We start from the raw sequence: 10,082 nt of genomic DNA on the forward strand, positions 1-10,082 counted from the left end.
GAGTAGTCCTTGATGCCTTGGCGAAGTTCGTTCGAGGTCAGCACGTTGACGCCCTTGTAGTCGACCCCGAGGTAATCGAGGATCTGGACGACCTGGCCCGAAAAGCCGCACTGCGGAAAGCCGGGCGTGCCCTTCATGAACACCACGACGTCCTGGCTCTTCACTTCGCTGTCGATGTACTCGTTGATTCCGCTCATGGCGTCTAAACCTCAATCTGGCCGAACTCGTGTAGTCGGCAATATCCACTAGACTGCTAGCACTAGCTACTATGTGGTTGCAACAGTCGAGCTTTCCAAGCGACGCGTCGACCCGAAAACTGAAAAACGCAATAGCACGATCTGTGCTCAGGTCCAGAGCCGCCGCTCGCCACAGTACCGGTTGCCAAGGATGCCGGCGCTCGAACGGGCACGTTCCGTGCGATGGCGGCTCGTTCGCTTCCTGGCTGGCCWCAAAAGCTTCTCGATCTGGCGCAGCGTCGCTAAGTGAGGTGTGCCGGTCTATTTGACCGCGCGCACGCAGATAAAGGCGGGCGACCGGCTCAGTTCGGCAAAATGCCTTGGGTCGATTGTCGCCATTTCAGCCACTGGCAACGGCTCGACAAAACGGTCGAGGCGCCAGCCGGCACCACTCAGGCCGTTCAAAATATCTTGAAGTGGTCGGCGGTAGGATTCGACGAAGGGTGCTGGCTCGCCAAACCCGCCCCAATGCATGCCCCAGGGGTTCGTCGCGAAATAGTCGGCGTCGCCACGCGTTCTCGGATCGGCCCAGTCGCGCATCGGGTGGCCCATCGAAAACACGAGCCGCCCTCCCGGTCGCGCAATGCGGTGGAACTCGGTGAAGACCGGCTTGAGGTCCTCGACATAATCGAGCGCCAGCGAACAGAGGATTGCGTCGGCACTGTCGCTTCCAAGCCAGTCGAGCGGCTTGGAAAGGTCGCCTTCGCGGACATCGACGTCGAGCCCGGCACATCGCGCCCGCGCCAGCACCGTCATCTCCGGGGTGATATCGAAGGCGCGAACCTTCGCGCCCTGGCGCGCCAGCTTTTCCGAGCAGATGCCCGAACCGCAGCCGGCGTCGACAACGTCCTGGCCCTTCACATCGCCAAGCAACGCGAGCGATGCCGGACGCTCGTAAAGCGCGTTGTGCGGCTTGGTAGGTGCTGTCGCATCATAGCGCTCGGCGAAGCTCGCATAAGCGCGCCGGGCGATCTGTTGGCTGTCGGTGTCGTCGGAACGATCGGACATCGGCAGGCGACGTACGTTATTCCGGAATGCTGGTCTGCAGGGCGAGCGCATGTAGCACGCCGCCCATATTCCCCTTCAGCGCGTCATAGACCATCTGGTGCTGCTGCACGCGGGTCTTGCCACGGAAGCTTTCCGACACGACCTCGGCGGCATAATGATCGCCGTCGCCAGCGAGATCGCGGATGGTCACCCGGGCATCCGGAATGCCGTCCTTGATCATCCGCTCAATGTCGTGTGCGTCCATTGCCATGCCGTTTTCCCCGATCAGTTGTTCATGAACCGAGGGAACCAGGATTCGTGAGCCGTGGTCAACTCGTCAATTGATATGGCGCGCGCCTCGCCCAGTTTCAATTCCTGGCCGCCGGTCGTGCCGATCCACGGAGCATGAATCCCGAGCGCCTTGGCCTCGTTCCACAATTCCTGCATCTCAGCCGACTTGGGGTCAAGCTTGACAGTCACCAGATAGCGCCCCTGGTCTTCGCCGAAGAACACCGGGATCGGGTTGGTGCCGCTGAGACCGGGAACGGTGGCGCCGATGCCGGAAGCCATCGCCATCTCCGCGAGTGCCACTGCAAGACCGCCATCAGATAGGTCGTGCACGGCGGTAGCCTGGCCGTTGCGGATCAGCTTGCGAACGAAGTCGCCGACCTTCTTTTCGTGCTCGAGATCGACTGCCGGCGGCGGGCCGTCGGTGCGGCCATGCACGTCGCGCATGTAGATCGACTGGGCAAGGTGGCTGCCCCACTGGGCCGGGCCGCCGACAAGCAGGATCACTTCGCCTTCGCGGGCAAAGCAGGCCTTGGCCATCTTCGACCAGTCGTCGATCAGGCCAACGCCGCCGATTGTCGGCGTCGGCAGGATTCCTTGCCCGTTGGTCTCGTTGTAAAGCGACACATTGCCCGAAACGATCGGGAAGCCGAGTGCGCGGCAGGCCTCGCCGATGCCTTTCACGGCTCCGACCAACTGCCCCATGATCTCGGGCCGCTCGGGGTTGCCGAAATTGAGGTTGTCGGTAGCAGCCAGCGGTTCGGCACCGGTCGCAGTCAGGTTGCGCCAGCACTCGGCCACGGCCTGCTTGCCGCCCTCATAGGGATCGGCCTCGCAATAGCGCGGCGTCACGTCCGACGAAAACGCCAGCGCCTTGGTGGCATGGCCCTCGACGCGCACAACGCCGGCGTCGCCGCCGGGGCGCTGCAGCGAGTTGCCCTGGATCATCGTGTCATACTGCTCCCACACCCAGCGCCGCGATGACAGATCCGCACCGTCGAGCATCTTGAGCAGCGCATCGGCGACATCGGCCTGCGGAACATCGTCGGCGGCAAGCGGCGCGCGCTTGGCCGGTTCGACCCACGGGCGATCATATTCGGGAGCCTCGTCGCCGAGTTCCTTGATCGGCAGGTTGGCCACTTCCTTGCCCTGATGCAGGACGCGGAAGCGCAGGTCGTCGGTGGTCTTGCCGACGATGGCGAAGTCGAGGCCCCATTTGACGAAGATTGCCTCGGCTTCTTCTTCCTTTTCGGGACGCAGCACCATGAGCATGCGCTCCTGGCTTTCCGACAGCATCATCTCGTAGGCGCTCATGCGCTCTTCGCGCACCGGCACCTTGTCGAGGTCGAGTTCGATGCCGAGGTCGCCCTTGGCGCCCATTTCAACGGCCGAGCAGGTCAGGCCGGCAGCACCCATGTCCTGGATCGCGATGACCGCGCCCGACGCCATCAGTTCGAGGCACGCTTCGAGCAGGCATTTTTCGGTGAACGGATCGCCGACCTGCACGGTCGGGCGCTTCTCGTCGATCTTGTCGTCGAATTCGGCCGAAGCCATGGTCGCGCCGCCGACACCGTCGCGGCCGGTCTTGGCCCCGAGATAGACTACCGGCAAGCCGACACCCTTGGCCTGCGACAGGAAGATCCCGTCGGTCTTGGCAAGACCAGCTGCAAAGGCGTTGACCAGAATGTTGCCATTGTAGCGGGCGTCGAAATTCACTTCGCCGCCAACGGTCGGCACGCCGAAGGCATTGCCGTAGCCGCCGACGCCGGCAACCACACCTGAAACCAGATGGCGCGTCTTAGGATGGTCAGGTGCGCCGAAGCGCAGCGCGTTCATCGAGGCAATCGGCCGCGCGCCCATGGTGAAAACGTCGCGCAGAATGCCACCAACGCCGGTCGCCGCACCCTGGTAGGGCTCGATGAAGGAGGGGTGGTTGTGGCTCTCCATCTTGAAGACCACGCAGTCGCCGTCGCCGATATCGACAACGCCAGCATTTTCGCCCGGACCCTGGATGACCCGCTCGCCCTTGGTCGGCAGCGTCCGCAGCCACTTCTTCGACGATTTGTACGAACAATGCTCGTTCCACATCGCCGAGAAGATGCCGAGCTCGGTGAAGGTCGGCTCGCGCCCGACAAGGTCGAGGATACGCTGGTATTCGTCTGGCTTGAGCCCGTGCGCGGCAATGAGCTCGCCGGTGATCTTCACGTCGTTCTGAATAGTCATCGTAGATCGCAGAATCCGTTGGGGGAACCGTTGGTGGCTCAATAGCGCATCATTGGGCCAGGATATACCGCCAAAGGCCAGAAAATCGCCCCTATGGCAAGGAAACGGGACTGTTGGCAGCGGGGATGTGGATGGGCTCAGCCGAAACTGTCGTAGCCGGCGCGCCCCTCGTCGAGCAGGCGGCGCAGCTTTGCCAGCCCCTGGCTCACCTCGACCTGCGTGCGCGCCGATGAAATGCCGATCCTGACGCGGTGGAACACCTGGTCCGAGCGCCCGGCCTTGAACTCGTCTTCGTCGTCGATCAGCACGCCTTGCTCATAGGCGGCGTTCTTGAACGTGCCGGAATTCCACGGTTCCGGAAGGGCCAGCCAGACGAAGGGAATATTGGGCGTGGTGTTGAAGTCGCAGCCGTCCAGCGCCTTGCGCACAATGTCGAGACGGGCGTTGATCTCGGCGATCGAGCGGGCACGTATCGCCGCGGCCGCGCCCGAAAGCACCAGCTGGGCGCACGTTTCCGCCAATAGGAACGGCATGCCGCCGGTGACCATCTTGTGCGCAACCCGGATGCTGTGGCGGAAATGCGCCGGGCTTGACAGCCAGCCGCCGCGCACGCCAGCCGCCACCGATTTGGACAGGCCGCCCACAACGAACACGCGTTCAGGGGCGAATTCGGCCAGAAGCGGCGTGCGGTCGTCGGTGAGCGCGCCGTAAAGGTCGTCCTCGATCAGCAGCACGTTGTGCTTGCGCGCGATCTCGGCAATCGCCTGCCGGCGCTCGCGTGGCATGATCACGCCTGTCGGGTTCTGAGCCGTGGGCATCAGGAATGCCAGTTTCGGGTGCTTTTGGGCGCAGACGCGTTCGAAATCATCGGGGTCGATGCCGTGTTCGTCCGAATTGACCAATGCCATGCGCCGACCGATCAGGCCGGCACTGCGCGCGATCTGGGTATAGGTCACATGCTCGAACAGGATGTGGTCGCCCGGAGAGCTTGCCGCTGCAATGATCGCAACGACAGCGGCATGCGCGCCGAGCGTCGGTACGATGCTGTCAGGCGCGGCCATAAAACCGTTGCGCGACAGCCATGCGCTGCCTGCCTCGAACCAATGTTCGGGAAATGTCCTTGTATAGCTCGTCATGTCGTCGGGATTGTCCCGGCTGATCGCGGCCAGGATTGTCTCGATTTCGCTGCTCTGTCCGACATTGGGTGCTGCTGTGCTGTCGAAGCGCAGCTTTCCAGGCGCTGCCTCGACTGAGCGTGATCCCTCATGGGGCAGGGCAGGCGACGCGCTGGGCGCAGGCTGCTCGCTGTGGCGCGCAAGGATGTAAGTGCCGCGACCGACTTCTCCGCTCACCAGGCCGCGTTCGCGCAACAGCGCGTAGGCGCGCCCGACAGTGCCGATGGTCACGCCGATATCGTAGGCGAGGTTGCGCTGCGGCGGCAGCTTGGTTCCGGAGGCTAGAACGCCGCTGTCGATGTCGCTTTCGATGCGTTCGGCCAGGCGCAGATAGAGTGGGCCAGAGCCGGACGAGAGGTCGGGAAGCCAAATTGTCATGGTGACAATTCCTATATTGCGATCATCATTGAGTCAATTCATAGCATTGTTCGTCGAAAATAGACACAATCTGGATCATTGCTATGGGTACAATAGGTGCAATTGAAGGGGGCGTCACAGCTTCATCCCCAGCGGAGAAGCACAGCTCATTCCGCAATCTGGCGAAGGTTCCACTCAATCTCATGCGATGGCTGTCGCGCTGCATCGAGCGGCGGCGCACCCGATTGAGCCTGCTGGACCTCACGGACGAACAATTGTCCGATATCGGCATCTCGCGTTGCGATGCCTATCGCGAAGGAATCCGCTCGTTTTACGACTGAGGGTTTTCGGATTGTCCCGACCCACGGGCAGTTCGACATTGGTGGAGGCGCCCCTGTGCCTCCACCACTTTTTCAGCCGAAGCTGATTGCAGAAGCCTGTCGACTGTGCCTCAAGCGGTGCCGGTGCAGGCAGGGTTGCCGGAACTCCAGCGGGTGATATCAGAGCCGATGCGTGCGCCGAGCGCCTGGTCCATCAACGGACCGAACGCTTGCACCTGGCTCGAATTGCCTTGTGCCTGCACCACCAGCAGCGGCCTTGCGCCATATTGCTTGGCCGGCACCAAAAGGAAGCGTGGCGTGCCGCCGAAATTATTGAGTTCGTTGGCCATCTGGTAGGCTTTGAAGGCCGGGTCCTTGCTGGCGAACCAGCATTTATGCGCGGCGATTGCCACCTGTTCCATCGAACGAAGCGATGCACTCTTGCCCGACGCTGACGGCGCTGGCGTCTTCGGGCCGGAGTTGCAGGCGGCGAGACCAATGACTGCGGCCGCTGCCGCCAGAATCCGCAGTGACTTCATTCGCCGATGCCCGCCCTTATCAATTGGATGAAATGAAGAGAATTCCCGGCCTTACGCTGCCTTGGCCAGGCCGAGCGCGCTTTCAAACAGCGCGCGGCCATCATTGCCGCCATGCGCCGCCTCGATCAGGTTCTCCGGGTGCGGCATCAGCCCAAGCACGTTGCCTGATTTGTTGATGATGCCGGCGATGTCGTTGATCGAGCCGTTCGGGTTGGTTCCTTCGGCGTAGCGGAACACCACCTGGCCGTTGCCTTCGAGCTGGTTGAGTGTCTCGGGATCGGCGAAATAATTGCCGTCGTGATGCGCCACAGGGCAGCGGATGATCTGGCCGGCCGAATAGTTGCGGGTGAACGCGGTGTTGGCGTTGGCGATTTCGAGCTTCACTTCGCGGCAGACGAATTTGAGCGAGGTGTTGCGCATCAAGGCGCCGGGCAGGAGGCCTGCTTCAACCAGGATTTGGAAGCCGTTGCACACGCCGACAACTTGCACGCCCTTGGCGGCCTTTTCGGCAACCGCGCGCAGCACCGGCATGCGAGCTGCGATCGCGCCGCAGCGCAGATAGTCGCCGAAGGAAAAACCACCGGGAATGGCGATCAGGTCGACATCGGGGATTTCCGTGTCGGTCTGCCAGACGGTGACCGGGGCCCTGCCCGAAATCTTGGTCAGCGCCGCGATCATGTCGCGGTCGCGGTTCAGGCCGGGGAGGAGAACGACTGCTGATTTCATTTCGGTTCGTAAGGCCTCTGAGATTCGGCGAGTTCACGCAGTTCCAAACGACGCTCGATGCGCTCGAGGCTTTCGTCGTGGCGATCGAGCTTGGCGTAGATGTTATGGACGTCGTTCTGCATCGAAAGCATGTGGCCGCGAATTGAGATAAGCTCCTGCTTCACCTCCCGGATGCCGTGTTCGACGCCATCCAAGCGAGACTGAATTTTCTTCAGTACTTCATAAAGCAGTTCACTTGTGACTTCCGTCACTACACCCTCCGGTGCAACCTCAGATAAGCGTCACACTATAGTTCTCAATCACTGTGTTCGCCAGAAGCTTCTCGCACATGGCGTTGAGGTCGGCTTCCGCCTTGGCGCGGTCGATGCTGTCGAGCTCGACGTCGAACACCTTGCCCTGGCGCACGGAACCGACGCCGCCGAAGCCCAGGCCGTCGAGCGCATGCTCGATCGCCTTGCCTTGCGGGTCGAGAACGCCGTTCTTGAGGGTGACGGTGACGCGGGCCTTGATCACGGGCGGAATTCTCCGGCTATTCGTCTACAAAAAAGGGAAGGGCGCGGTCGATCCGCGCCCTGCTGCTTAGCTTAGTGCTTGACGAGAACCGGGCCGGTCGGGCGCGGGGTCTCGTTTTCGTTCATGATGCCAAGGCGGCGTGCCACTTCCTGGTAAGCCTCGACCAGTCCGCCCATGTCGCGGCGGAAGCGGTCCTTGTCGAGCTTGTCCTGGGTGGCGACGTCCCACAGGCGGCAGCTGTCGGGCGAAATCTCGTYGGCGACGACGATGCGCATCATGTCGCCCTCATACAGCCGGCCGCATTCGATCTTGAAATCGACGAGCTGGATGCCGACGCCCATGAACAGGCCGGAGAGGAAGTCGTTGACGCGGATGGCCAGCGCCATGATGTCGTCGATTTCCTGCGGGCTTGCCCAGCCGAATGCCGTGATGTGCTCTTCAGAGACCATCGGGTCATCGAGCGCATCGGCCTTGTAGTAGAATTCGATGATCGAGCGCGGCAGCACGGTGCCTTCCTCGATGCCCAGGCGCTTGGCCAGCGAGCCAGCGGCGACGTTGCGCACCACAACCTCGAGCGGGATGATCTCGACTTCCTTGATCAGCTGCTCACGCATGTTGAGCCGGCGGATGAAGTGGGTCGGAATGCCCATGCGGTTCAGGTGGTTGAAGATGTGCTCGGAAATACGGTTGTTGAGCACGCCCTTGCCGTCGACGACTTCATGCTTCTTCTTGTTGAAGGCGGTGGCGTCGTCCTTGAAAAACTGGATCAGGGTGCCCGGCTCAGGGCCTTCATAAAGGATCTTGGCCTTGCCTTCGTAAATGCGGCGGCGATTCTTCATTTGACTGATTCTCTGGTTGGAAGGGTGGACGGCAAGTTACCGGTCCCTTTCTCACGCCGCAAAGCCGCGGCGGCTGTGGGTTTCAAGGCCGGTCTCTATCTTAATCAGGCCCATTGCTCAATCATCATTTCCTCCCAATCAACGCCTTTTGGTACGGAATTGCCGCACCGCACACACAAACAGAGCAAAAGAGAGATAAAGTGAGATATTGACCGGGCGTCGGGCTTTTGGTTTGAGGAACCCGATAACATATACACCGGAAGTCGAATCGATTTCCCACTCCCTGGAGGATTGCCATGAGCAACATGAAGGACCGCGAAGAAGGTTTTGAGCGCAAGTTCGTCTTCGACGAAGAACTGCGTTTCAAGGCGAATGCGCGGCGCAACAGGGCGCTCGGCATGTGGGCTGCCGAAAAACTCGGCAAATCGGGTGCCGACGCTGAAGCCTATGCCAAGGAAGTCGTGATTTCCGACATCGAGGAAGCCGGCGATCATGACGTGTTCCGCAAGATCCGCGCCGATTTCGATGCCGCCGGCGTCGACCAGTCCGACCATCAGATCCGCCGCACCATGGACGAACTGATGGCGCAGGCGATCGAGCAGATCAAAAACACCTGACCCAACCACACTGCTGGACTAACGAACCGCCCGGATTCCGGGCGGTTTTTGTTTGCGCCTCAGCTCGCTTCCGGATGAAATGGCGCCGCCACAAGGAGAACACAAGATGTCGCTTGCCGAGAGACTGCACGCCAACGAGACCATTATCACTGCCTGGTCCGGCGTGCCGGATGCACTGACCGTCGAAATCCTCGCCTGGCAGGGCTTCGATGCCGTCACCCTCGACATGCAGCATGGCGGCCACAATGAAGACTCTGTGCTGCGCTCGCTGGCACCGGTGCTCGGCGCGGGCAAGCATGCGATCGTGCGCGTCCCTGTCGGGCGCTTCGACATGGCGAGCCGGGCGCTCGACTTCGGCGCCGAAGCTGTCATCGCCCCTATGGTCAATTCGGTCGAGGACGCGCAGCGCTTTGCCGCTTCGATGAAATACCCGCCGCTGGGCGAGCGTTCCTGGGGCCCCACCTACGCCGCCCCCCGCCACGGCAGCAAGGACCCGGTCAAGTGGCTGAAGGAGAGCAATGCCCGCACCGTCTCCTTTGCCATGGTCGAGACGCACGCTGCAGTCGCCGCCCTCGATGGCATTCTGGCGACGCCAGGCATCGACGGCATTTTTCTCGGGCCTGGCGACTTTTCGATCGCCTGGACCAAGGGGGATGCGGTCAACGGAACGCTCGAAGGCATGATGGAAACGGTCGCCGATGTCGCCAGGCGTACGCGTGCCGCCGGCAAGCATGCCGGCATTTATGTCACCGATCCGAAAATCGCTGGGCGCTTTGTCGAGATGGGCTTCCAGCTGCTCGCCACAGGCTCGGAACACCAGCTGATATCAAGCGGTGCCGCGAACCTGCTCTCCGAGCTCAAGAAGTCGCTGGCCTAACCTTCGAGCCGCGACAAAAACTGCGCGAACACCATCGAACCTTCGGGCCAGGGCCCGAAGCCGGAATCGGCATTGATGTGACCGGCTTCACCGGCATCGATGAACAGCGAACCCCAGGCGGCGGCGATGTCTTCGGCGACGTCGAGTTTGCAATAGGGGTCGTTGCTGCTGGCGACCACCACCGAGGGAAACGGCAGCGGATCGCGCGGGTAGGGGCCGAAGGTCATCAGGTGCTTCGGCCGGATCGCCGGATTGGAGACATCTGGTGGGGCCACGAAGAAGCCGCCCGCCACGTATTTCTTGAAGCCGGGAATGGCGTGGATGGCGGTCGGGATGCCGAGCGAGTGCGCAACCAGAACGACCGGCCGTTCGGCCGCGTTCACCG

General features: G+C 61.8%; 14 protein-coding genes. 3 read left to right on the forward strand and 11 right to left on the reverse strand.

Annotation, left to right across the window (positions count from 1 at the left end; translation table 11 throughout):
* The 5 genes from AC1DUU_RS12875 to AC1DUU_RS12895 all read right to left on the reverse strand — a co-directional run.
* A partial coding sequence (locus AC1DUU_RS12875; protein WP_476783810.1) for a glutaredoxin domain-containing protein occupies positions 1 to 197 on the reverse strand: 197 nt, incomplete at its 3' end.
* Between the two features lie 300 nt (positions 198 to 497).
* Positions 498 to 1,244, reverse strand: coding sequence for a class I SAM-dependent methyltransferase (locus AC1DUU_RS12880; RefSeq protein WP_476783811.1), 747 nt, complete (start codon positions 1,242 to 1,244; stop codon positions 498 to 500).
* A gap of 16 nt (positions 1,245 to 1,260) precedes the next feature.
* The gene (locus tag AC1DUU_RS12885; RefSeq protein WP_067962623.1) at positions 1,261 to 1,494 is read right to left on the reverse strand and encodes a BolA family protein; all 234 of its coding nucleotides are present in this window, start codon (positions 1,492 to 1,494) and stop codon (positions 1,261 to 1,263) included.
* A gap of 14 nt (positions 1,495 to 1,508) precedes the next feature.
* Positions 1,509 to 3,734, reverse strand: a complete 2,226-nt coding sequence (gene purL, locus AC1DUU_RS12890) for a phosphoribosylformylglycinamidine synthase subunit PurL (protein ID WP_476783812.1) — start codon at positions 3,732 to 3,734, stop codon at positions 1,509 to 1,511.
* Between the two features lie 137 nt (positions 3,735 to 3,871).
* Positions 3,872 to 5,287, reverse strand: a complete 1,416-nt coding sequence (locus AC1DUU_RS12895) for an aminotransferase-like domain-containing protein (RefSeq protein ID WP_476783813.1) — start codon at positions 5,285 to 5,287, stop codon at positions 3,872 to 3,874.
* A gap of 182 nt (positions 5,288 to 5,469) precedes the next feature.
* On the opposite strand from AC1DUU_RS12895, the gene AC1DUU_RS12900 reads away from it, so the two are divergent.
* Positions 5,470 to 5,607 carry a DUF1127 domain-containing protein gene (locus AC1DUU_RS12900; RefSeq protein WP_476783822.1) on the forward strand — a complete coding sequence of 46 codons (138 nt, stop codon included), beginning with the start codon at positions 5,470 to 5,472 and terminating at the stop codon, positions 5,605 to 5,607.
* Positions 5,608 to 5,717: 110 nt separating this feature from the next.
* On the opposite strand, the gene AC1DUU_RS12905 is transcribed toward AC1DUU_RS12900, so the two are convergent.
* The 5 genes from AC1DUU_RS12905 to purC form a co-directional block, all read right to left on the reverse strand.
* Positions 5,718 to 6,125 carry a hypothetical protein gene (locus AC1DUU_RS12905; protein ID WP_476783814.1) on the reverse strand — a complete coding sequence of 136 codons (408 nt, stop codon included), beginning with the start codon at positions 6,123 to 6,125 and terminating at the stop codon, positions 5,718 to 5,720.
* 51 nt (positions 6,126 to 6,176) lie between these two features.
* Positions 6,177 to 6,851, reverse strand: coding sequence for a phosphoribosylformylglycinamidine synthase subunit PurQ (gene purQ, locus AC1DUU_RS12910; protein WP_476783815.1), 675 nt, complete (start codon positions 6,849 to 6,851; stop codon positions 6,177 to 6,179).
* The gene (locus AC1DUU_RS12915; RefSeq protein WP_476783816.1) at positions 6,848 to 7,102 is read right to left on the reverse strand and encodes a hypothetical protein; all 255 of its coding nucleotides are present in this window, start codon (positions 7,100 to 7,102) and stop codon (positions 6,848 to 6,850) included. The genes purQ and AC1DUU_RS12915 overlap by 4 nt, the downstream gene beginning before the upstream one ends.
* A 19-nt stretch (positions 7,103 to 7,121) precedes the next feature.
* Positions 7,122 to 7,364 carry a phosphoribosylformylglycinamidine synthase subunit PurS gene (gene purS / locus AC1DUU_RS12920; RefSeq protein ID WP_476783817.1) on the reverse strand — a complete coding sequence of 81 codons (243 nt, stop codon included), beginning with the start codon at positions 7,362 to 7,364 and terminating at the stop codon, positions 7,122 to 7,124.
* 71 nt (positions 7,365 to 7,435) lie between these two features.
* A complete protein-coding gene (gene purC, locus AC1DUU_RS12925) occupies positions 7,436 to 8,203 on the reverse strand; it encodes a phosphoribosylaminoimidazolesuccinocarboxamide synthase (protein ID WP_476783818.1) in 768 nt (255 codons plus the stop codon).
* 296 nt (positions 8,204 to 8,499) lie between these two features.
* On the opposite strand from purC, the gene AC1DUU_RS12930 reads away from it, so the two are divergent.
* Both AC1DUU_RS12930 and AC1DUU_RS12935 read left to right on the forward strand, forming a co-directional pair.
* The gene (locus AC1DUU_RS12930; RefSeq protein ID WP_476783819.1) at positions 8,500 to 8,820 is read left to right on the forward strand and encodes a DUF1476 domain-containing protein; all 321 of its coding nucleotides are present in this window, start codon (positions 8,500 to 8,502) and stop codon (positions 8,818 to 8,820) included.
* 106 nt (positions 8,821 to 8,926) lie between these two features.
* Complete coding sequence (locus AC1DUU_RS12935; protein WP_476783820.1) at positions 8,927 to 9,697, forward strand: HpcH/HpaI aldolase family protein; 771 nt, start codon at positions 8,927 to 8,929, stop codon at positions 9,695 to 9,697.
* Here AC1DUU_RS12935 and AC1DUU_RS12940 read toward each other — a convergent pair.
* Positions 9,694 to 10,082, reverse strand: a 389-nt coding sequence (locus AC1DUU_RS12940) for an RBBP9/YdeN family alpha/beta hydrolase (RefSeq protein WP_476783821.1), incomplete at its 5' end; no start/stop codon positions are given. The two genes, AC1DUU_RS12935 and AC1DUU_RS12940, sit on opposite strands and share 4 nt — an antisense overlap.

The sequence above is a fragment of the Aminobacter sp. P4_H6_2 genome (assembly GCF_056400805.1).